General features: G+C 32.4%; 15 protein-coding genes and 4 pseudogenes. 12 read left to right on the top strand and 7 right to left on the bottom strand.

Features of this window, described 5'->3' with window-relative positions; genetic code table 11:
• Positions 1-129: 129 nt before the first annotated feature.
• Positions 130-2,736, bottom strand: a complete 2,607-nt coding sequence (locus ACQKIH_RS09435) for a cation-translocating P-type ATPase (RefSeq protein WP_427765378.1) — start codon at positions 2,734-2,736, stop codon at positions 130-132.
• 232 nt (positions 2,737-2,968) lie between these two features.
• On the opposite strand from ACQKIH_RS09435, the gene ACQKIH_RS09430 reads away from it, so the two are divergent.
• Together ACQKIH_RS09430 and ACQKIH_RS09425 are read left to right on the top strand one after the other, a co-directional pair.
• On the top strand, positions 2,969-3,334 hold the full coding sequence (locus ACQKIH_RS09430) for a hypothetical protein (RefSeq protein ID WP_427765376.1): 366 nt from the start codon (positions 2,969-2,971) through the stop codon (positions 3,332-3,334).
• 348 nt (positions 3,335-3,682) lie between these two features.
• The gene (locus tag ACQKIH_RS09425; RefSeq protein WP_427765392.1) at positions 3,683-5,191 is read left to right on the top strand and encodes a thiol-activated cytolysin family protein; all 1,509 of its coding nucleotides are present in this window, start codon (positions 3,683-3,685) and stop codon (positions 5,189-5,191) included.
• A 332-nt stretch (positions 5,192-5,523) separates the two neighbouring features.
• Here the strand turns inward: ACQKIH_RS09425 and ACQKIH_RS09420 are convergent, their stop codons facing one another.
• On the bottom strand, positions 5,524-5,970 hold the full coding sequence (locus tag ACQKIH_RS09420) for a helix-turn-helix domain-containing protein (protein WP_057987864.1): 447 nt from the start codon (positions 5,968-5,970) through the stop codon (positions 5,524-5,526).
• A 749-nt stretch (positions 5,971-6,719) separates the two neighbouring features.
• Between ACQKIH_RS09420 and ltaS the strand changes: the two genes are divergently transcribed.
• The 3 genes and pseudogenes from ltaS to ACQKIH_RS09405 all read left to right on the top strand — a co-directional run.
• Positions 6,720-8,669, top strand: coding sequence for a lipoteichoic acid synthase (ltaS, locus tag ACQKIH_RS09415; RefSeq protein WP_427765374.1), 1,950 nt, complete (start codon positions 6,720-6,722; stop codon positions 8,667-8,669).
• Positions 8,670-9,039: 370 nt separating this feature from the next.
• Positions 9,040-10,281, top strand: coding sequence for a chloride channel protein (locus ACQKIH_RS09410; RefSeq protein ID WP_427765372.1), 1,242 nt, complete (start codon positions 9,040-9,042; stop codon positions 10,279-10,281).
• 202 nt (positions 10,282-10,483) lie between these two features.
• Positions 10,484-10,681: pseudogene (locus ACQKIH_RS09405) on the top strand (YxiJ family protein); the annotation flags it as partial.
• Positions 10,682-10,980: 299 nt separating this feature from the next.
• Here ACQKIH_RS09405 and ACQKIH_RS09400 read toward each other — a convergent pair.
• Positions 10,981-11,364, bottom strand: a pseudogene (locus ACQKIH_RS09400) (tyrosine-type recombinase/integrase); the annotation flags it as partial.
• A 748-nt stretch (positions 11,365-12,112) separates the two neighbouring features.
• Here ACQKIH_RS09400 and ACQKIH_RS09395 point away from each other — a divergent pair.
• The 3 genes from ACQKIH_RS09395 (at position 12,113) to ACQKIH_RS09385 (ending at position 14,496) form a co-directional block, all read left to right on the top strand.
• Entirely contained in the window at positions 12,113-12,322 is a 210-nt protein-coding gene (locus ACQKIH_RS09395; protein WP_427765370.1) for a hypothetical protein, read from the top strand.
• A 301-nt stretch (positions 12,323-12,623) separates the two neighbouring features.
• On the top strand, positions 12,624-13,625 hold the full coding sequence (locus ACQKIH_RS09390; protein WP_427765368.1) for a hypothetical protein: 1,002 nt from the start codon (positions 12,624-12,626) through the stop codon (positions 13,623-13,625).
• Positions 13,618-14,496 (top strand): S-4TM family putative pore-forming effector, encoded by an 879-nt coding sequence (locus ACQKIH_RS09385; protein WP_427765365.1) that lies wholly within the window; start codon positions 13,618-13,620, stop codon positions 14,494-14,496. Before ACQKIH_RS09390 ends, ACQKIH_RS09385 begins: the two co-directional genes overlap by 8 nt.
• A 344-nt stretch (positions 14,497-14,840) precedes the next feature.
• Here ACQKIH_RS09385 and ACQKIH_RS09380 read toward each other — a convergent pair whose 3' ends face one another.
• The 4 genes from ACQKIH_RS09380 to ACQKIH_RS09365 all read right to left on the bottom strand — a co-directional run bounded on the left by ACQKIH_RS09380 (position 14,841) and on the right by ACQKIH_RS09365 (position 18,238).
• Entirely contained in the window at positions 14,841-15,512 is a 672-nt protein-coding gene (locus tag ACQKIH_RS09380) for an ABC transporter ATP-binding protein (RefSeq protein ID WP_427765362.1), read from the bottom strand.
• Positions 15,505-16,791 (bottom strand): hypothetical protein, encoded by a 1,287-nt coding sequence (locus ACQKIH_RS09375; RefSeq protein ID WP_427765360.1) that lies wholly within the window; start codon positions 16,789-16,791, stop codon positions 15,505-15,507. The genes ACQKIH_RS09380 and ACQKIH_RS09375 overlap by 8 nt, the downstream gene beginning before the upstream one ends.
• Positions 16,788-17,726 carry a hypothetical protein gene (locus ACQKIH_RS09370; RefSeq protein ID WP_427765358.1) on the bottom strand — a complete coding sequence of 313 codons (939 nt, stop codon included), beginning with the start codon at positions 17,724-17,726 and terminating at the stop codon, positions 16,788-16,790. The genes ACQKIH_RS09375 and ACQKIH_RS09370 overlap by 4 nt, the downstream gene beginning before the upstream one ends.
• Positions 17,727-17,788: 62 nt before the next feature.
• Positions 17,789-18,238 carry a hypothetical protein gene (locus ACQKIH_RS09365; RefSeq protein ID WP_427765356.1) on the bottom strand — a complete coding sequence of 150 codons (450 nt, stop codon included), beginning with the start codon at positions 18,236-18,238 and terminating at the stop codon, positions 17,789-17,791.
• Positions 18,239-18,572: 334 nt separating this feature from the next.
• Here ACQKIH_RS09365 and ACQKIH_RS09360 point away from each other — a divergent pair.
• The 4 genes and pseudogenes from ACQKIH_RS09360 to ACQKIH_RS09345 all read left to right on the top strand — a co-directional run.
• A pseudogene (locus tag ACQKIH_RS09360) lies at positions 18,573-18,641 on the top strand (IS6 family transposase); the annotation flags it as partial.
• 182 nt (positions 18,642-18,823) lie between these two features.
• Positions 18,824-19,049 (top strand): annotated as a pseudogene (locus tag ACQKIH_RS09355) (ATP-binding protein); the annotation flags it as partial.
• Between the two features lie 370 nt (positions 19,050-19,419).
• Complete coding sequence (locus ACQKIH_RS09350) at positions 19,420-19,707, top strand: disulfide bond formation protein DsbD (RefSeq protein ID WP_427765353.1); 288 nt, start codon at positions 19,420-19,422, stop codon at positions 19,705-19,707.
• Between the two features lie 317 nt (positions 19,708-20,024).
• The gene (locus tag ACQKIH_RS09345; protein ID WP_427765351.1) at positions 20,025-20,591 is read left to right on the top strand and encodes a hypothetical protein; all 567 of its coding nucleotides are present in this window, start codon (positions 20,025-20,027) and stop codon (positions 20,589-20,591) included.
• Positions 20,592-20,750: the final 159 nt, after the last annotated feature.

Below are 20,750 nucleotides of genomic sequence, written 5' to 3'. Positions count from 1 at the left end.
CAAGCGAAATTAAACAACCAGTCGCCGGTTCAATACCGACAACTGGTTGGATAAATGCTTTTTTGACCTCTGTCTTATATACGGGGGTCAGTCCCCACTGCTCAAAATGGTGTTTGTTTCATTCTACGTTTACTTACTTCGAACGAATAGTAGTTTATACCATTGATTCACGAGGAATGGCATGACAGACAAGAAATAAATGAGGCTTAATTGTGCTGAATTTAACGTGGCTACTTCAAACACACCTGTAAGCGCGGGTACAAATAACACGACATGTAAACTTAAAACACCTATTAAAAACGCAACCCATGTATATAAATTCGAAAACAGACCGATTGCGAAAATGGATTCTTTCGACCGTGAGTTAAAGCCGTGGACAAGTCGTGACAAACATAATGTGGAAAAGGCCATGGTACTTGCTGTTAGTGTATCGCCCGTTGCTAAGCCCACTTGGAACGCAACGATTGTCGCAATGGCAATTAATAAACCTTCGAGTAGGACCTGTGTTGTAAAGGCTTTATTTAATAACGGAGCGTGAATATTTCGCGGCTTGTCCTTCATCGCATTTTTATTATGCGGCTCTAACCCAATCGCAATGGCAGGTAAGCTATCTGTCAGTAGGTTAATAAATAGTAAATGAACGGGTGCAAAGGGAACGGCTAAACCAAATATCGTTGCATATAACACAACAAAAATCGCACCAGCATTCCCGGACAATAAGAACAAAATAGCGTTTTTAATATTCGTATATAAACTTCTACCGTTGGAAATGGCTGTGACAATTGTTGAAAAATTATCATCGGTCAAAACCATAGCTGACGCATCTTTTGCTACTTCAGTACCGGTCATACCCATTGCTACACCGATATCCGCTTGCTTTAAGGCGGGGCCATCATTGACACCATCACCTGTCATAGCCACGACATTTCCTTTTTCCTGCCATGCTTTGACAATACGGATTTTTTGCTCTGGTGTGACACGAGCATAGACGGAAATATTTTCAACCAACTCTTGTAGCTGTTCATCTGTTAACCCTTCAATATCATGTCCTTCAATGGCTTCTGAAGGATCATTTAACAGCCCAATTTCTTTCGCAATGGCAGTCGCCGTTAATTTATGGTCACCTGTAATCATGACAGGCTTGATCCCAGCATTGATACAGCTTTCAATCGCTTCTTTCGTTTCTTTTCTTGGCGGGTCCATCATCGCAATTAAACCGACAAACGTTAAATCCTGTTCGATTTTTTCATCGATTATTTGATTGCCATTCACTTCTTTGTATGCAATCGCCAGCACGCGCAGCCCATTCATTGAAAAGCCGCTATTGATGGCTTCGATTTTTCTACGCTGTTCATCTGTCATTGGAATTGGACCGTTTGACGTGTCGATTTTCACGATGCGATTGAGCAGAACATCTAAAGCCCCTTTTGTAATGAGGATGTTTTTCTGTTCAAAGTGATTGACGGTACTCATCAGCTTGCGGTCCGAATTAAAAGGGATTTCAGCAATTCTAGGATAGCGATTTCTAATACGTAATTCATCATAACCGTAATGCTTGCCTAATTTCACGAGGGCAATTTCAGTCGGATCGCCAATTTCTTTTTCATCTCTTTCCAACGCATCATTACATAAAACAGCTTTTAAAAGTAGATTTCTTTGCAACGTGTTATCTGTATGTAGTTGATCATATGGTACGACTTTTTGATCAACGTACACTTGAAGCGCAATCATTTTATTTTCCGTTAATGTACCTGTTTTATCAGAACAAATGACCGATACACTGCCCAAACTTTCAACCGCATATAGCTTACGGATTATGGCGTTTTCCTTCGCCATTTTTTGCGTACCAAATGCTAACACAATCGTAACAATGGAACTTAATGCTTCTGGAATGGCTGCTACGGCAAGTGAAACGGCAAACATGAACGAATCACCTAATGCTCGTCCACGAAATAGGTCAATGAGGAAGATACCTAAACAGATGAGCGTAATGCCTAAAGCTAATTTTTCCCCAAACTGATCGAGACTTACTTGAAGAGGGGTTTTCTTTTCCTTTGCTGTATCCATTAAATTGGCGATTTTGCCGATTTCCGTATCCATGCCAATCGCTGTTACAATCACAATGCCGCGCCCACTCGTCACGAAGCCGCCTGTGAACACCATATTTTTTTTATCTCCAGTTGTAACACGGTCTTTTCGAATAGGGTCGATCATTTTTGCGACGGCTAATGATTCACCTGTCAGCGAACTTTCATTCACATGCAAATTATAGCTGGCTAATAAGCGTCCATCTGCATTGATATAATCCCCAGCATCCAAATAAAGCAAATCCCCAACGACGATATCTTTTGAAGGGATTTCGATAATTTGTTTGTTGCGCATCACTTTGGCAACGGGGGAGGTGAGTGCTTTGAGCTTGTCCAAAGACTGCTCGGCTTTCACATGCTGCACCGTACCAAGGATGGAGTTTAAAAAAATGACTATGAGTATAACAATCGTACTTTCTACTTCGCCTAATAGAAATGAAATAACAGCGGCAACGATTAAAATAATGACTAATAAATCTTTAAACTGTCCAAAGAAAACGGCCAATGTGCTTGTCCTTTTACCTTCTGTTAATTGATTATAACCGTTTGTTTCTTGCCTTTTGAGGACGTCATAATTATACAAACCTTGATTGGACACGTTCAATTTCTTCATGACTTCATCTGCTGTTTGTTTATGATATGCGACCATTCGATTCCCCTTTCAGTGTGTGATGATGTGTAGATAAATCTAAAGATAGCAATTGAAGATGAATCTACGTATTTTGCACTTTCATCTACTTCACTCTCATAATACTCAAACGAGTACAAGACTATTCCTAGATTTATAATGTTGAAAGGTAGATTTTGAAATATTTCATTGTTGATTTGATGTTATTATCATCGTTTATGGATGGATATTTTGAGCAAGGAGAGAGATAGGAATGAAAAAAGGAATGAAAAAAGGAATGATGATGGCCTTTGCAGCAATTGCCATTATATTTGGAATAATGTTTAGTATGATTAATATCTTAAACTCTTCTGAACCGGAGTATAATCCTGTGATAATTCGTTCTACGGAAGAACAGGTCAAGGAATTTTTGATGCAAGAAAAGGGCTATTCTGAAAATGAAATACAAAAGATTGAATCTAAAAGGAATGCAAAAACTTCGGATGACTCTGCAATAGAGCCTATAAGGTCTACACCGTTAGTAACTAAAAACCAAAACTCCTTGTCATTGTTATATTCGATTAGTTTTGCTTTAAACTCATTTCCACCTTTAGTTTTAACGTTCACTTCTTCGATTTGAGGGTCAAGTATCTTCCCTCTGATTAAATCGGTATAATCTGAAAAATAAGATTCTAAACACTCCTTCATCCAGAGCGCTTAAATCTACTTTGCTTGTAATAGCAGCTGCAGTAGGTTGTAAAGTAGCTACAATGGTAAATATGGATTTCATAAATCAGGCATTTTAGTTTTAATCATCATTATATTGCAATTGCAGTTGTAAGAATATTATAATTTTAACAATTTACTTGTCCGCACTATAGTAATGCAAATACACAACTAAACTACTATATTTGAATAAAATATTTTCGTGGTATAATTTCCTAAAAAAGGAGTGATTTTTTTGGGGATTCGAAATTATTTTAAAGTAATGAAATTTCTAGTGAGTTTAGCTGTTTGTTTATGCATTATAAATTATCCGATTATTTCCTTTGCTGAAACACTTGATACTAATTTAGCTAGCGAAACAAGCAAATCTAATGACATTGATACTGGTATAGCAAACTTGAACTATAATAACAGCGAAGTTTTAGCAGTGAATGGTGATAAGATTGATAGTTTTGTTCCAAAAGAAGGTATAAACTCAAATGATAAGTTTATAGTGGTTGAACGTAACAAAAAATCACTTACAACTTCACCAGTGGATATTTCAATTATCGATTCTATGGCGAATCGTGCATATCCAGGAGCATTACAACTTGCAAACCAAGCTTTTGCAGACAATCAACCTAGTTTATTGGTGGCCAAAAGAAAACCGCTAAATATTAGCATAGATTTACCTGGCATGAAAAGAGAAAATACTATCACAGTAGATAATCCAACATATGGTAATGTATCTGGGGCAGTAGATGAGTTAGTATCTACTTGGAGTGAAAAATATTCAACAACCCATACTTTACCTGCAAGACTACAATATTCAGAATCTATGGTTTATAGCAAATCTCAAATAGCAAGCACTCTGAATGTTAACGCCAATGTTCTTGACAATTCACTGGGGATTGACTTTAATGCGATTGCAAATGGAGAGAAAAAAGTGATGGTTGCGGCGTATAAACAAATATTTTATACCGTAAGTGCAGAACTACCTAACAATCCATCAGACCTATTTGATGACAGTGTTCATTTTGAAGAGTTAACACGTAAAGGGGTAAGTAATGATGCCCCTCCCGTTATGGTGTCAAATGTAGCTTATGGCAGAACAATTTATGTGAAATTAGAAACAAGCTCTAAGAGTAAGGATGTACAAGCTGCTTTTAAAGCCTTACTGAAGGATATCAATACTAATGTAGAAACTAGTGGACAGTACAAAGATATTTTTGAAGAAAGTTCCTTTACTGCTGTAGTATTAGGTGGAGATTCACAAGCGCATAACCAGGTTGTCTCAAAAGACTTTAATGATATTAGAAAAATAATTAAAGATAATGCAGAATTTAGTCTTAAAAATCCAGCATACCCTATTTCATATACAAGTGTTTTCTTAAAGGACAATTCGATTGCTGCTGTTCATAACAATACAGATTATATCGAGACGACAGCTACAGAATATTCTAAAGGCAGCATCATCCTGGATCATTATGGTGCATATGTTGCTCAATTTGAAGTAGCCTGGGATGAATTTTCATATGATGAGAATGGAAAAGAAGTACTATCCCATAAAACTTGGGATGGAAGCTGGAAAGATAAAACTGCTCATTTCTCTACAGTAATACCACTTCCGCCTAATTCAAAAAATATTAGAATTTATGCAAGAGAATGTACGGGTCTTGCATGGGATTGGTGGAGAACAATTATTGATGAATACAATGTTCCATTATCTAATGAAATAAAAGTTTCAATTGGAGGTACTACATTATATCCAACTGGTAATATTAGTTATTAGTCATAAGAGGTACTTTTTCAAAGGCTATGAGAAGGCGTGAAATTAAAGAATTTAAGTATTTCATTATTAGGATGTAACTCCAATCTAAACTAGGTTATGAATCAGGTTAATGAAATGTAAATGGTCAAACTAGTTATAAAATAAAAATCAAAACACTATTTTAGCACCCAACATCCATCCTGGAAAAGAAACGGCTGAGACCCTTGTAACACAAGAACTTCAGCCGTTTCTTTTTCTTCAAACATCTAGCCTGATATATGAATAAAAATGTCCGGACAAGCTTTGAAGGGACTTTCCTATATAATTAGTGTATTACTCTAAATCCAAAACGATTATTTGTATTTTTTAGCTAGAGATTCGCTGCCAATTGCTCCAATGATAGTCATAAAAAACGGTCCAATTTGAAATAAAAGAGAATCCTGTAAGAACACAATATTTAAATCAAATAACTTATTACCTATTACAATGAATATCTTAGCTAGTATGAATAAAAATCCGATTATTAGAAGTATATCAAAAAACAATTTCCACCTTGGATAGACTATTTTTTGGCTATCTTTTATGAGTTTCTCTTTCAAAGAATTATCCTCCTTTACTAATTCATCAAGAGTAATATCAAATATGTCACTTAACTTAATTAACAATTCAATACTAGGGTAACTTTCTCCACGTTCCCATTTGGAAATGGATTGTCTACTAATATTAAGTTTTTCTCCGAGCTTTTGTTGTGACATATTATGCTTTTGACGTTCTTCTTTTATTTTTGAAGAAAAATACATATGATCAACTCCTATCCACAGTATATTTATTTGCACTAAAAAACTAAAGAACCACATCGTTGCAAGGGTGTAAACTAATAGTTTCCCCTTGGAAACAGCTTTTATTATTGTTTATAGTCCATCATTTACCTATTAATTATAAAAAAAATCGGAATTTAGTGGGCTTTCCGTAAACTGCTAAAGTGGCAGTTTAGTCAGTGTCTTTTATGGGAGTTTCTTAATTATAAGAGTTCTTTTGTTATTTCACTATAAGCAGGATTCCTGTAATAAATGAGAGGAAATCTAGAGTTTGTGAAATAATGCACTTAAGCTAACGGGGTGCTTTAATTGAAGAAATAACTGTTTGAAGATAAATAAAAAAGGCTAGGTTCTACTATGGTAGGACCTAGCCAATACTTTAACCCACCAGCACCCTTGTGTTGCCACATACACTCGACACATTGTGAAGCGGTTGCGTGGTTGAACTTTGTGGAGATGTAAAAGAAAGAATTATGGCTTGAAATACCTCGTAAATGTTAGTTAAAGACTAACGTTTGCGGGGTATTTTTATGACAAAATTAAAAATAGAAGAAACTATTTTAATTGTCTTTCGTTATATTAACAGCTTGACAGAAGTGTAAATGGGGAGTAAGCTACTTTAGCTACTAAAAAAGCTATTGTGAAGTAGCATTTTTTCGAATTTTATACTTATAATCTAAATTAATATAAATTTAGATTTAAATGTAAATTAGTAAAAGGTAGGTGCAAAAATGAAAAGTCTAATAACTAAAAAAGATGACCTATTAAACAACTTTTTTTGGGTATATATATTAGCTGTTTTGATGTTATGGATTAAAACATACATCACTCAAGCAACACAATTTGAACTAGGTGTAGAAGGGTTCCTTCAACAATTTCTTTTAATGCTAAATCCACTAGGATCAGCTATGCTATTTCTAGGATTTTCATTTTTATTTAGTGGAAAGAGAAAGTATACATCACTAGTTGTAGTTTACGCTCTGATGTCTATTCTTTTATATTCCAATGTTGTTTATTACCGATTCTTTAGTGATTTTATTACATTACCTACAATTATCCAAACGCAGAACTTCGGAGATTTAGGTGGTAGTATTCTTTCTTTATTACAACCTTATGATATCTTGTTCTTTGTGGATGTCATTGTAATGTTTTACCTACGATTCTCAAAAAAAGTACAAAAAGAAACAAATTGTTTTGGATATAAAAAAGCAATAGCAATTATTGCTTTGGCACTCGTAATATCAATCGTAAATTTAGGACTAGCCGAAATTAGTCGTCCGCAACTATTAACTCGAGGTTTTGATAGAAACTATATTGTGAAATATCTAGGAATGTATAACTATACGATTTATGACTCAGTAGAAACTCTGAAAGCATCATCACAGAGAGTTTTGGCGGATAGTAGTGATATTACAGAAGTGGTTAACTATACAAAATCTACCTACGCCAACCCTAATGAAGAATATTTTGGTACAGCACAAGGAATGAACGTCATCTATTTACATTTAGAATCATTCCAAAAATTTCTTATCGACTATAAATTAAACGGTGAAGAAGTTACACCATTTTTAAATTCATTAGCAAAAGATAAGAATACAATGTATTTTGATAATTTCTTCCATCAAACGGCTCAAGGTAAAACTTCCGATGCAGAATTTATGCTGGAAAACTCTTTATTTGGGTTGCCAACAGGGTCTGCTTATATTACAAAAGCACAAAATACGTACCAAGCAGCTCCTAGTATTTTAAAAGATTATGGTTATACATCAGCTGTCTTCCATGGTAATAACGGAAGCTTCTGGAATCGGGATGAAATTTATAAATCATTTGGATACGATAAATTTTTTGATGGTAGTTATTATGACACGAGTTCTTCGGAAGACAGGGCTGAATATGGTTTGTTAGATAAACCATTCTTTGAACAATCTGAAAGTCTTTTAAGTTCGTTACCACAACCTTTTTATACGAAATTTATTACGGTAGGGAACCACTATCCATATAAAATGAACCAAAACTTAGTAACAATTGATAAAGCTGATACTGGAGATGCAAGTGTTGATAATTATTTTCAAACAGCACGTTATGCAGATGAAGCAATCGAACAGGTCTTCAATCAATTAAAAGAATTAGGCTTATATGATAATACGATGATTGTTCTTTATGGTGACCATTATGGTATTTCAGGTAATCATAATGAAGCGATGGAACAAGTCATTGGAAAAGAAATTACACCATATGAAAGTGCTAATTTACAACGCGTACCATTATTAATACATGTTCCAGGAATGCAAGGTGGAACCAACCATACTTATGGTGGGCAAATAGACCTTCTTCCAACAGTATTACATTTACTAGGAATTGATACGCAAAACTATATTCAATTTGGCTCAGACTTATTATCAGAAAAGCATAATGAAGTAGTACCATTTAGAAATGGCGATTTTGTCAGTCCTACGATTTATTCAATTAATGAAAAGTTTTATGATAATAAAACAGGTTTACTATTAGAAGATAGTCAATTAGAAATGGCGAAATCTATCAAAAATGAAGTAGATTATAAAATGGGGTTATCTGACAGAGTGGTGAATGGTGATTTATTGAGATTCTATACGCCAACAGGTTATACTCCAGTTGACCCTTCGCAGTACAATTACAAAAATGAGAATGTAAAATCTAATTAGTTGTTGAAATTTAGTCGGCAGTTCAAGAAGAAATGTTTGATATCAAAGAGTTTATGACCTGATTGCTTTATGATATCTTACCGTTTTCTTGAATTGCCTTTTTTATTTGTTATTCTTGGATAAGAACTAAAAAAGTAAAGCCCTCCAGCACCCCTGTGTTGCCACATATACTCCGCACATTGCGAAGCTGTCGCGTGGTTGGAATTAGTATAATGAAAAATGAAGCTACTCATTTAAAGTAGCTTTTCATTTTATAGTCAAGTATAATTATATCGACATAATTAAAATTATTAGTATTTCAAATGAATATAGTTACTTAAAGCAACAAGAGAGAGTCTTAATATACATTTTTAAAGTGGGGAATTTTATTTTGACTGAGAAGTACTTTAAAATAATCGGATTACTTGTTTATGGCTTAATTCTAAGTGGGATAATCGGTTCTATTTCTTCTGTTTTTTTAATTTTAGTTAATGAGTTGACAGATTTTTTATGGACTGACATATCCAATAATTTAAAAACACCCTTCATCTATCCATTATTTTTATGTATTTTTGGTGGTATTTTAGTAGGTTTTAGCAGGTATAAGTGGGGAAATCTGCCTAAAACAGCTAATGCTTCTATTATTGAATTAAAAACAACTCAAAGAATTGACTATTCATATGTATGGCTCAATTTTTTAATTGCTTTTTTCATTTTAGTCTTTGGTGCAAGTGTAGGTCCCGCAGCAGCCATATTAAGTTCTGTTATTGCGTTATCGGTATGGCAGGGGGATAAAATGCGTTACTTTTATTTTTCCTACAACGAATGGAAAAAGGAATCTTGGTTAATTAGACTGAAAAAATTAGCATTACCTCATAACTACCTTATTTCCTATGATCCTGATCGGGCTCCTAAAGAGAAAAAGCTGCTTCTATTTAAAAAATTTTTATATATGGTATTTATCGTTAACGGTATGGTTGCCTTTATGTTTTTAATAAAAATAACAGACCAACCCCCTTTTGTGACAAAATTAGGGGAAACTAATTGGGGTTTGGATGAATTGGTTCTTTTTATTCCTTTTATTTTGTTTGGTATTTTGTTTAGTAAACTATATGAACTAATGGAAAGAACAATGAATACATTCTTTTCCAAAATGAACAATAAAATTATTTTAAGTGCTGTTATCGGTGGTATTGGTATTGGTTTGATGTCTTTAATTGCTCCTAATCTACTTTTTTCCGGCCAACTTTCTATGCAAGCTTTGCCTAGTTTAGTACCGACACTTTCGATTGCTACATTAATTTTGGCTTCTGTTTTAAAACTGGTTTTAATGGAGTTTTGTTTAAAGTCAGGTTGGGTTGGTGGAAATGTTTTACCAGTAATATTTGCTTCCATATTACAAGGCTACGCTATCGCGACGCTGTTTCCACAACTAGATATGCTCTTTATCGTAGCTGTTATAGGTAGTAGTGCTTCGATCTCTATTTTAAAGACACCTTTACTAGTAGGACTGTCTCTAATGCTATTTTTCCCGAAAGAGTTAGCCCCGGTTATATTAATCATTGTGGTTATATTTATTGGGTTAAGTAAAATGAGTAATAAACTTCCACAAAAAATAACTGCTTCATTTTAGTTAGAGACGCTGGGTAGTTAGATATTTGTGGAATAAAGAGATTTAAAATAATCAATCTTATTTATATAAACAGTTATTAAAAATAAAAAAAAGCTGTCATTTTGATTAATCTTTATTCAAAACGACAGCTTTTTATATACAGTAAAATCAAGGAATTAGAGTAATTTATAATTAAACTTTATTCTAAACCAACAATTACTGTGATAACTTAGCTGGAACGTTAAGTTCTGTTTTAGGAGATAAGACAAATCAATTTCCACAAGGACAAATTGACATGCTATATAAGTCTTTTTTTGAATACTATTATCAGTATGAATTTTTTGAAGACCAAATAGCAAACTATAATCATTTCTTTCAGGAGTATAAGACCTTTGAGCAAGCAAGAAAATTGTTATTATAACTGTTGTCGAATGACCATTTCCCATTAAATCGACTGCAAAAAACATTTTTCATTTCGGAACTTCTACCAATTAATTCAGAATCAAATTTATTATCAGAATTACATAAAAACAGAAAACGTAGCAATTAGCGAAGAAAATAGAACAATAAAAATTGAGAAATACTAACGGAGAAATTCTTAAAGGATACAAACAACCTTAAAAGTACAGTTGCTTTATAAGTTTGTGAAAAAATGTACTTAAACAAACGGGGGCATAGTCAAGTAGAGCAACGTCTTTTAAGACGTTGCTCATTTTACATTTAAAAGTACTTTTGATAATACTCTTTCCGTAGTTTTCCGCTTAATTGAGCGTATATCCTTGTGGTTTCACTTTTCTCATGCCCCATAAGACTTTGAATGACTTCAATAGGAGCGCCATTATTCAACAAGTGAGTTGCATAGCTGTGTCTAAGTTGGTGTGGATGAATCTCTTTATTTATTTCAGCCCGATGGGAGATTCGCTTGATGATGTATCGCATTTGGGCAACACTCATTTTATGTGGCTTCCTTGCTGTTACAAAGATAGCAGAATTATTGTCATTCCGACTTTCAATATACCGTTTAAGCCATATGTCGCAACGTATATTAAAATAAACTTCCCTCTCCTTATCATCTTTTCCTCTAACAATTGCGGATTGATTGGACCTAAAAATTGTACATCTAAAATGTTTGGGATAAAGTAACAAACCCTTATTTTAACTAAACTTGTACATATTTTTTCCCGAATATATTGGGATAAATTATACAATATATTAACTTTTTCAAGTTTAAAAAGTTAATGTAAACTTGTATACAGATAATAACGTCATTTGAAAAATAATAAATTCATTTAAAAATATTAGTCACCCTATTCAACAATAAAGTTAGATTGTGGAGCAACACTTTTTGAGTAAAACTGAATTGATATTTTTCATAAATTAATGTCATCTTTTAATAAAGATTGATAAAAAAACAACCTGAAGATAAAACTTTTTAAGAACTAGAGTTCATTACATATCATTTGGGGACAAGAATAATTTAATAAGCGAAATAGAAAACATCACCTTTAAAACCAAATACATATAATTTAACGATATAATGTAAGGGTGGTGTACTAGGAGGATTAGAATGCAAATGAAAATTAATATACCTACTGATAGTGAGGGTTATTATTCTCTTGAATGTCCGCATTGTTAAGACCGATTTAAAGCTTTGGCAGGAGATGTTGATGCTGAAGATATATAGGAGTTATTTTGTCCTTCTTGCGGATTGATTGGTAGTAGTTCAAGCTTTTTTTCGCGAGATGTTATTGAACACGCTCAGACACTTGCAATAAATTTTATGGAACAAGAAATCTTTAAATCTGTTTAACAGACGAATAGAAAATCAAAAGGGTCTGGATTAACTTTCAACATGAAGAAACCAAAAGAAAAAGCACCAAAATTATTAGCGGAAAATGAGGACTTGGAGATAATTGATTTAAATTGTTGTGATAAAACTATTACGGTCAACCTTGACCATAAAGTAGCAAATGTTTATTGCCCGTTTTGTGGGGTGAGTTATATGAGTCAAGAAGTTGTACTTTCAGGGGTAGCGTCAGGAAAATGCGGATTTACACGCTAAGCCCATTTTCCTGACGATTTTTCGTTTTTAACAAGAGTTAGGGGTATACAATTTTAAACAGATAGAAGTGAACTCAATATATTCCCCAACCTAAAGGAGACATTAATAAGAGAGACCCTTTAAAAAGGATAGGCTTCCTAGCTTAAAAATAATTAGAATATTACTTCTCTGAAAAGATTAATAATCTTAGAATCTGACTGGATATGATTATATTATTATATTGGAAAGGTAATATGATGGTAAAAGTTAGTGAATAAGGGTGAACATTGTTATAATTTATTTTAAAAAGGGAGATGATTCAGTGGCGAAAAGCATATTTACATCTATTAGCGATTTTTCTAAGAACTGTGTTGATTTAGATTCTACTAAGCTGGGAACAGCAAGAAGTAGTCGAAATTGGTTGGTTGAAATAATTGAAAAATTCGAAAATAACGATGAATACTTTCCGGAAATTTACACCAAAGAAAACAACGTGCAAATGGGGTCATTCGCAAGAAAGACAAAAATTCGCCCGTTGGATGACATTGATTTTATTATAGTATTTACAGGAAACGGAAGTACTTATAACACAACTTTTAATAACGGTGAAATTACTATTTCCGTTCCTGAGAAGGCAACCAATTTAAGGCGTTTGACAAATGATGACTATACCTTAAACTCGATTAAACTTTTAAATAAGTTAAAAAGCTCTTTACAAAATGTCCCTCAGTATTCTGCTGCAGATATTAAACGTAATCAAGAAGCTATAACACTTAAACTAACTAGCTATGATTGGAATTTTGATATAGTTCCGGCTTTTATAACAGCTCCAGATAGCCTTCAAAAGGCATATTATCTGATCCCCGATGGTAATGGTAAATGGAAAAAAACTGATCCGCGAGTAGATGCTAAAAGAGCAACTGAGATAAATCAAAAGAGGGAAGGGAAAGTATTAAGGATCATAAGGCTTATAAAGTATTGGCAAAAAAGACCGATTGTTCCAGGCATTGGCTCTTACCTTATAGAAAATTTAGTTTTAAATTACTTTGATACTAACGAGGTATCTGTAACTGACCAGTTTACTTTAAGAGATGTTTTCTATTATTTAAGCAATAGCATCTTTTCTAGTTGTTATGATCCCAAAGAAATACAAGGGGATTTAAATACACTTCCTTTTGAAACCAGACAAAAATTCTCTGAAGCAGCTACAAAAGCTTGTTCATATGCACAGAATGCTATTGATTTCGTGGCTAAAGGTGACCATAAAGCAGCCCATGACGAATGGAAAAAAGTTTTTGGAAGTGAGTTCCCTAACTATGAATAAAATTATTCCTATTAATGTAAAACAAAATGAACCTGAATCATTGCGTCTTTTAGCGGCCATGCGGTTTCTGTATGGCAGAGCTAAGATTTTAAGATCTTCTAGAGTCTGTATAACAGTAATGCTTCCTATTGTAAGTATTTTAAGTTTAAACTATTTCCCTAATTTTAAGGAAGGATTAGCTTTCGTAGCTGCAATTTGGCTGGTTCTTAACAGGGTTTTATTTATAGAAATTGAAAAAAAAATGGTGAAAAATGCAGCAAAAATCCAGGAAAAATTTGATGTGGATTTATTCAACATCTCTTGGAATAACCTTTTAGTCGGTGAGAAGATTCCTATTGAACGGATAAGGGAGTTGAATGAAAAGTCACAGGAAAAAGAGGGAAATCTTAAAGATTGGTACCCTGGCTTAAAAAGTTCTGATCATTTTTTTAATGTTTTATTAGCTCAAAAAACAAGCATTATTTGGGATATAGAACTAAGGAAGCTTTATAAATGGATATTATACATTATTCTTGGTTTGTATATTGGAATTATATTCGGAATTTGCTTCTTTATGGAATTCCCTACTCAAACATTGATTATTTCTTTTTTAGTTCCATCCTTTCCTTTGATTCTGCACTTATATGAGACAGCAATCGGGCATAGGCAACGATATGAATCATTAGAAAAAGTTTTATCGAAAGTTACAGCAGATGTTGAAAATTATTCAAAAACTGATGATGGCATAGTAAATAACACCAGGGGTTACCAAGATATTATTTTTTTAGCACGTTCTAACGTGAATATGATACCTGATATAATTTACTGGTTGAAGAGAAATCTGTATGACAAAATAGCAAAAGAGACAAATGTAGCACATAGCGATAAATAATAAACAAAAATCCTCCGGTTATTGTGTAAAAAGATAATAAAGTTATTTAGCATAACCCCGTTCTAAATTTAGGACGGGGTTAAAATATAGTTGTATGCTGAAGGACAAGTCACAATTACTGCTAATCAAATTTACAATGAAGCTGATGTTCAGGCAGTAAAGACATTGCACGAGAGTACGCTCGTGCTTTGTTTGCAGCTCCTTCTATTTCTACTTTAGATAAAGAAGAAGCGGTGGAGTTCGAAGCACCCCCTTTAATTGATACTTCTATCGTTCCGGAGGTGTCTGGGTGTTCAAATGCGTTATTTGATTACGTGCTTACTTTTTATCTGTCTCATATTAATCTAACAGGAGGGCATCAACTTATTGTCATTAAAAATGTATTCCTTATCAACATATGATTTGCTTAAATGGCTATGCGACGACATAATTATAGTCATTTTTTTCGCTGATAATTCTTTAAATAATTCAAACACTAAAATTGTTGTATTTTCATCTAATGAGCCGGTAGGTTCATCAGCTATTAACAACATTGGTTCTTTGGCTAAGGCTCTTACAATTCCTACGCGTTGTTTTTCCCCACCAGACAACTTTTCGATTTTATTATCCAATAAATGATCGATTTTCAAATATGCACTTAATTCCTCAATTAATACATTAGCCTTTTGAATATTATGGTTCCCTAATGTCAAGGGGAATAAAATGTTTTCTCTAACTGTCCTTTTTCTAATCATTGGATTATTTTGAGAAATATAGCCCATATATTTCCCTCTAACTTCGGACAATTGATTATTATTCATATCATGCATTGATTCATTATTAAAAACATGTTTGCCACTATCACTTTTTTCCAATCCTGCAAGTATGTTTAATAACGTACTTTTTCCTATACCACTTGCACCTTTAATTGATATAAATTGATTTTGATAAATTTTCAAATCCAATCCATCCATAATTACTTTATCATCATATTTTTTTACAATGTTATTTAATGTAATAAGTTCTATTTTAATCACCCTTTAACTTTTCAACTACGTTCGTATCTGCTACTAATTTATTTACTAAGTAATAAATCAATCCTGACAATCCCCCTACTATAAAACATGCTACAAAAATAAACATAGATAAGAAGGATAGATCTTTAATAAACATACATATTACTAATATTGCGAATATGCTACCTACACTACTGAATATTAAAAACTCTTTTATTATCGCAGCTTTAACAGTACTATGTGTAACACCGTTGATGATATAAACTAAATAAGATTCAAACTCCCGTTTTATACTAATATTAATTAACAAAACAATCATAAATAAAATTAAAATCATCACAGCACCAGATGCTATATTTATTACAATTTGATTAGAATTCACCATTTTAAATAAAAGGTTTACTGATGTTGAATTAGCTCCAATAATTTGATAATCATAGAATCCTGTTAAATTAGCTATTTCTGATATTTCTTGTCTTATTTCTACTGCGCTTTGATTAGATATTAAACTTCCACCAGCCTTAGTTAAAGAAAGTGCCTTAATATACAATGCCCCTACTTGGTTAGCAGCTAGCATTTCCGAAGGTTGTTCAGAAAAGTTTAAAGATGGTAATATTATGTATCTATTCAATAATAGTTGAGGATCTTGATTCGAATAAACAGACGCATCTTTACTGCCGATACCTATAACTTTCCCGATAAAATCTTCTCCATATAAATTCATCTTAATTTCATCGTTTACATCGAAATAATTTAGATAATCATAACCTAAGATAATCGGGATTATATTAGATTCAGAATTATACTGATAATCGCTGTCAATAAATTTTTCCCCTTTAATAAGTTCTATTGTATTAAAATTAAACACATTTTTACTCACTTGTATTGCGTTCGAAACTCTATAAACTTCTCCTTCAACCTCAACTAGTTCATCGTCACCTTCTATATCGTAATAAGCCGCAAATTGTTCATTATCAGGATAGTTTTGAATAGCTATAGGTTGCCAAACAACATTATAAAAACTGAAATTATTATTTTTTTCTACGTTCACATTAAAATTATTTAACACATCGTAATTATTAATATCATTAAAAAACTCAACTTCACGTTCGTTTATTAGCATATCTGTAATTTCGTATAAATTCTGATTATTGAATTTATTTGTCGATTCTATTTCTAATTTTGATGAGTTAATGTTTATCAAAACCAGTAATACTACTGAAGTTAGAATGAACGACAAAAGTATTAATAAGAACTTATACCATTTTTTTTGGGGGGGAATTGTTTTACCGATTTTCAAATTGATTGAACTCCTTTTTTTATTAAGGATTTTGTTAAGATATAGCACGATAATATATATACTAAACAAGACGAAAACATATAAATAATAATGTGATATATCCAATTATTTTCCCAGACAGGATAAAATCTTTTAAAAACTAGAAGCAGTATAATTTCTAATACTACAATATACAATAAACTCATCATCTCTAATTTGAATATTTTAAAAAATATTGAACGACCGTCCCCTCCGTATAGATAACCAATAATAATCATTGTTTTTTTATGCTTAAGAGAGTAAATCATAAATAATATGGTGAATATAATAATAAAAATTGTTGAAACTTTTAAAAATATTTTCATTAACATATTTGATTTTAAAATATACGTACCACTTTCTTCAATGTTCAATATTTTATAATCTGTATTAGGAAATAAATCATCAATTAGTTTGTAGGGATCCTTTCCGTTCAAAATAAACCGTGTCCCATTTGTGAGATCTATCTGCTGTTGTTTTGGAAAGTACCACATTTGATTATTTAGAATATATGAGTATGGTGTGTCGAATTCACCTATAATTAAGGTTTTATAAGAATCTGGTACAGATTCATTTGGATATAGCGAACCTTTAATAATATAATCTTCATTGTTATTAATTCCTTTAGATTTAATATTTGTAGGAGGTAATTTAATTGAAGAATCATTATAATAGATATATCGGAAATTAGGCGTTGCTGTATTGTACTGGAATAATAAATAAGGGGCTTCAGTCTCATTTTTGAATAAACCTTTTTCTTCTTGAATGACAAATTCAATAGCATTACTATTAACATATCCATTGTTTATCATATTGTTATAATTTATAGAATCATTTAGATAAAATAATACGTTGCTTATTGTAAAACTAATAAACATTATTAATATGAATTTGTTCGATATTACTGTTCTTTTCATAAACTTTCCCTCAAATAAGAGAACGAGATAATCATAAGACTATCCCGTTCATCCAATTATTCTTAATCTACTCCGTAATAAGATTTACCTGCATAAGAACCACCGCCAGAGTGCCAGCCACTTGTTGCTTTAGTTTTACCAGTACCATATACACGTTTACTGTCTGCCTCTACATTTCCAAATAAATTTTCATAGCGTGCTCGTGAATAGTGATATACACCGTCCCAAGTAGTAGTAGCTACTATACGTTCGTAGGGCAGAGTAGTGCCTTCATTCCATTGTCTTTCAGCAGAATGATTAGGGGTACTCAAAAGTGAAATACTTCTCTCTAATAATGATGAATTAGTGAAATAACCTGTATCTTCACTCCAACCACCGTATACTGTTCCAATTTCCTCATCTGTCACTTTGTCAAAAGAAGTATCTGTTGACGCTGCATTAGCTGGTGTAAAAATCGTTCCGCCTAAACCTAGTGTAATTGCGCTTGCTAAAACCCATTTTGAAAATTTCATCTTCTACATCTCCATCTCCATATGATATTGACAACGTTACCATATTTAGAATTAATTGGTAACATTGTATATATATTACGATAACTTTAATTTTCCGTCAATATTGCAAACCATACATTCCAACAAAATCCGACTCAATAAATATAAATAAATGGTTTTAAAGAGAATTATTGGGAATATAAAAGTAAATTTATTACAGGGAATATTAATAATTTAATGAATTTTCGCCCAAAACTCCCGGAAATAGAATCTTGGACATTCTGATACTATTACTCTAAATTTTGATCAGTATCGAAAGTGAAATGTATTAAATTGGAAACTTTATCGACCTAAGATTATTTTATTAGCAGTGAGATGGCACCTGTGGTACAACTTGAGCCTTCGTAATTTAGTTGAGATGATGGGTATTGATTTTAAATAAAGATTGATCGTTTTTATAATGATTGATAAAAGAGAAACTGTTTTTTAGTTGGAAAATTGATAGAACAGCGTTTTTCGACAAATTTTAATCAAACTTTATTATATATAAGCTGTGAAAAGCAATGATTTTTATCAAACTTTATTCAAAAGCTACAGCTATACCATAATCATCTATATGAGCGTGGTTCATTAATCATCACTTCTAATAAAAGCCCTTATTCAATGGGGCGAATTATTTGGTAATGATGGGATTACAACAGCTATTTTACACCGCCTACTCCATCGGGTAGAAATCGTTCACATGAATGAAGATAGCTATCGAATGAAACGCCGACAAAGTTTGTTTTATGTGGGAATATACATGTATAAATACAGGAGGTTAAGCAGCTAATGGAGATTCTTACTATACAGGAAATAGAAATAAAGATTCGAGGTTTAGGAGTGAGCTGTGACTGTAGGATGGTCGCAGACTGGTTAAAAGATGGCTCATTAAAGGGTAACTGTAGCTTTGTAATAAAGTTTGATTATTTATAATAAAGATCGATAATTTGTAATAAAGTTTGATTGAAATCCTCTCTCCTCTGTAAATTTCTTAGAGGTTAGATGATTTTTTTTGGAGATTTATGTTAATGTAACTATAAAGATTGTGAAGAAATGAACTTAAACTAACTGGAGTAGGTTAGTTGAAGAGTGTTGTTTAACATGTGTTCAATAATAGGACCATTTAACGTTATACTTTATTTCAACGAGAGGATGGTTAAATGAACAAAAGAGTATTTAACATAATTGGATGGATTTTTCTTTTAGGGATGGTTGCTTCGTGGATTAGATTGGGCTATTTAGATTTATATTTGATATTATTACCTGTTGCTACTATTTGTTTTTCAATTAAAGATGACAGTATTAAAAAAATAAAAAAAATGTCAATACTGCAAGTCATTGTAATCTTGTTCGCTTTTATTGCATCAGTGGGTATTGTATTCGGGCTTATTCAACTAGCCAATCACTTTATTAATGATAGGTTGCACCTAACAGGATGGATGAAGTAACTTAGCCAGTTTATTGCTGTTATTCTTTCGTTATACCTTATCAAATTTGCATTTAGTAGTGTTGTTTCTAAAATAAACAACGATTTAAATACGAAAAATATTGGATAGAATTTATTAGGGTTTTTAATGACTCTGTTCAATAATCGCCACGATTTCATAATATGTAACTCCTTTCTTCTTCAACTAACGGGGGCTTTACTTCAAGCCGGAGTAAAGTCTTTTTTCTTATTGAACTAACGGGGCAGGTTAGTTGAAGAGTGATGTTTAACTTGTGATCAAAAATCGGGTCATATTATTGATTAACAATTATTAAAGAAATGTTACCAAACGACGGTTTGGGGACTTTATTTAATCTAACAAACGAATTTCATGGTATATTATCTCTGTTAATTACATTAAATGAATTTTATGTAGGGGGATATTTATGTATGAGCGCGCATGAGTTTTTTTTGATAAAAAGAACCGAAACACAAGATGAAGAATTTTTTGAAACATTTTATAGAAATAGAGAAAATCACAAGGATATAATTGTTGATTACATTACAGTTGATATGAAAATATTTGATTATATTCATGATTCTCTTACATGGATTCCATGTAGAATCCCTAGTTTGCCAGGAATGCCGAAAGAGATAGGGCTTAATGAAATTGGTGTAACATTATTTGACGAACATTCGGCTTCTTCCCTTACTTCTATTTTTACTGCTTGGAGAGATTTATTTAAGAATGGTCCAAATATAATCGAAAAACGTATTTTTTTCCATGAGGGCGAAGATACGTTAAGTTTTGAAAGAGATGACACCATAGAAAGATTTGAAAAAATCATTTCTATGTCCAAACAACTGTCTGAGGGCAAATATTATATATATCATTGTGGTATATGAAAATCACCAAAATGTCCCCAAATCCCGCTTTGGGAACGATTTTCACTTGATATGGATAAAATATACAGTTAATCTTGAAGTAACATTGTTAAGAAAAAAACACAATCTATACTGTAGAAATTTGCTTACTGGTGGTTCTTTAAAAAAAGCTGTAAGGAG

It is taken from the genome of Solibacillus cecembensis (genome assembly GCF_050272495.1).
Classification (GTDB): Bacteria; Bacillota; Bacilli; order Bacillales_A; family Planococcaceae; genus Solibacillus; species Solibacillus cecembensis.
The sequence above is the reverse complement of the archived record's forward strand: the minus strand, read 5'-3'. Positions and strand labels throughout refer to the sequence as shown.

Coding starts and splice junctions, on each gene's coding strand:
- ACQKIH_RS09395 (WP_427765370.1), top strand. CDS start 12,113: ATGAAGAAACCAAAAGAAAAAGCACCAAAATTATTAGCGGAAAATGAG.
- ACQKIH_RS09420 (WP_057987864.1), bottom strand. CDS start 5,970: ATGTATTTTTCTTCAAAAATAAAAGAAGAACGTCAAAAGCATAATATG.
- ACQKIH_RS09385 (WP_427765365.1), top strand. CDS start 13,618: ATGAATAAAATTATTCCTATTAATGTAAAACAAAATGAACCTGAATCA.
- ltaS (WP_427765374.1), top strand. CDS start 6,720: ATGAAAAGTCTAATAACTAAAAAAGATGACCTATTAAACAACTTTTTT.
- ACQKIH_RS09350 (WP_427765353.1), top strand. CDS start 19,420: ATGAACAAAAGAGTATTTAACATAATTGGATGGATTTTTCTTTTAGGG.
- ACQKIH_RS09365 (WP_427765356.1), bottom strand. CDS start 18,238: ATGAAATTTTCAAAATGGGTTTTAGCAAGCGCAATTACACTAGGTTTA.
- ACQKIH_RS09370 (WP_427765358.1), bottom strand. CDS start 17,726: ATGAAAAGAACAGTAATATCGAACAAATTCATATTAATAATGTTTATT.
- ACQKIH_RS09425 (WP_427765392.1), top strand. CDS start 3,683: ATGAAATTTCTAGTGAGTTTAGCTGTTTGTTTATGCATTATAAATTAT.
- ACQKIH_RS09345 (WP_427765351.1), top strand. CDS start 20,025: ATGTTACCAAACGACGGTTTGGGGACTTTATTTAATCTAACAAACGAA.
- ACQKIH_RS09430 (WP_427765376.1), top strand. CDS start 2,969: ATGAAAAAAGGAATGAAAAAAGGAATGATGATGGCCTTTGCAGCAATT.
- ACQKIH_RS09435 (WP_427765378.1), bottom strand. CDS start 2,736: ATGGTCGCATATCATAAACAAACAGCAGATGAAGTCATGAAGAAATTG.